The sequence below is a fragment of the Thermovirga sp. genome, from assembly GCA_012523215.1.
In the GTDB taxonomy this organism is placed as follows: Bacteria; Synergistota; Synergistia; order Synergistales; family Thermovirgaceae; genus 58-81.
Genome location: JAAYIZ010000114.1, coordinates 1 through 1,572 on the forward strand (window position 1 = coordinate 1; position 1,572 = coordinate 1,572).

2 protein-coding genes are annotated in these 1,572 nt (G+C 62.3%); both read right to left on the reverse strand.

The features are described 5' to 3' along the window. The coding region (locus GX108_03255) for a hypothetical protein (protein ID NLO56060.1) at positions 1-393 on the reverse strand (393 nt) is incomplete at its 3' end. 43 nt (positions 394-436) lie between these two features. Continuing rightward, positions 437-1,572, reverse strand: a 1,136-nt coding sequence (gene murJ / locus GX108_03260; GenBank protein NLO56061.1) for a murein biosynthesis integral membrane protein MurJ, incomplete at its 5' end; no start/stop codon positions are given.

Here is a 1,572-nt window from a genome sequence, read left to right on the forward strand (position 1 = left end):
CACGATGAAAGTCTTGTCGGTGAGGATGTCGCCCCGTTCCAGGCGCCTTCCCCCGACGGAGAGGTCGCCCGTGTTGAAGGTCCAGGGCTTGTTGGCCCTGTAGCGGATGATGAAGAGAGCCTTCCCCTTGGCCTTGTCGGTCCCCCAGTGGCGCGAATACCAGGAAAGCCACTCGGGGGCCATGTCGGTGTTCCGGATGACATGGGCCAAAGCCTTGTCAACGTAGACGAACTCGATCCTGCCCCTCGCCCCGATCACGAGGTCGCCCAAGAGCTGCCCCTCCGGGTAGAGCGTGACGGTCCGTTCCTCCACCAGCGCCTCGAGGTCGGCGGAAAAGGCAGCCGCCGTCACCAGCAGGAGCAGGAATGTCAAAAACACTATCGGCTTCCTCAACGGTAAAACCTCCTTTGAAGTATCGTGAGTAGAGTAAATCCCCTCACCGTTCACCGCCTCCCGGCCTCCTGAAGGCTTCCACTATCCAGGCCCACTCCGGGCTGCCCGCCTTCCAGGTGGCCAAGGCGTAGGCCCCGGCCCCCAAAAGCAGGGGCAGGACCATCCAGGCACCCTTGGAAAGGATACCCCCGTGGAGAGGATAGGGGAACAGTATTTTCAGCGAGATGAGCAGAAGACCCATCAGGGTCAGCCCCAACACCAGAGGGATGGTCCAGTTCCGAGGGAAGAGCCTCCCTGTTCCCTTTTGCCCTGGGAGCAGTTTCCAGGTCAGAAGCGCTGTACCCGAAAAGGCCAGCGATGAAGCCAGCGCGAGGCCGTTGATCTGAAGGGACCTTATCATGAGAAGGCTGAATGCCACGTTGGCGACCACGCTGAAGGCCGTCACGATCATGGCCTCCCGGGGCAAACCCCGAGCGTAAAGAGCCCTGAGGAGGATAGTCGAGCAGGCCATCCCCGGAAGGCCCAGGGAGTACATGGCCAGGGCCCCGGCGGTCCCCTTCCATGCCCATTCGCCGAAGGCTCCTCGGAAGAAGAGAAGGTGGATGATCTCCTTTGAAAAGAGGACCATCCCCAGGGCCACGGGGAGCACGATGAAGAGGCCGTACCGCAGTGCCTCCCTCACGCCCCGGAAGAAATCCTCCTCCCCCGCCAAGAGTTGCCTGGAAAGTTGGGGAAGGATGGCCTGGGATATGGCGATGACGAAGAGACCCAGGGGCAGCTGGAGCACCCTGTCGGCGTAGTTAAGGACCGAGATGGCCCCTTCCTCCAGGAAGGATCCCAGCATGCGGCTGATCAGGGGGATGAGTTGGTTCAGGGAGAGCCCCGCGGCGTAGGGAAGGAAGAGCCTCATGGCCCTGCCAAGGGCCTCGTTGTCCCTCCTCGGCACGGCCGGGATCAGGAGGACTCCCTTTTTGGCCGACCAGGCCCACTGGAGAACCATCTGGGTTACCCCTCCCAGCAGGACGGCGTAGGCGAGGCCCCAGACCCCCCATCGGAGTGTTACAATCGCCAGGAACAGGATGAAGACCGCGTTGCTGAGGGCGGGCGCTATCGCCGGGACGAAGAAGCAGTCCAGGCTGTTCAGGACCCCCATGGCGAGGGCCGCGATGGAGATGAACA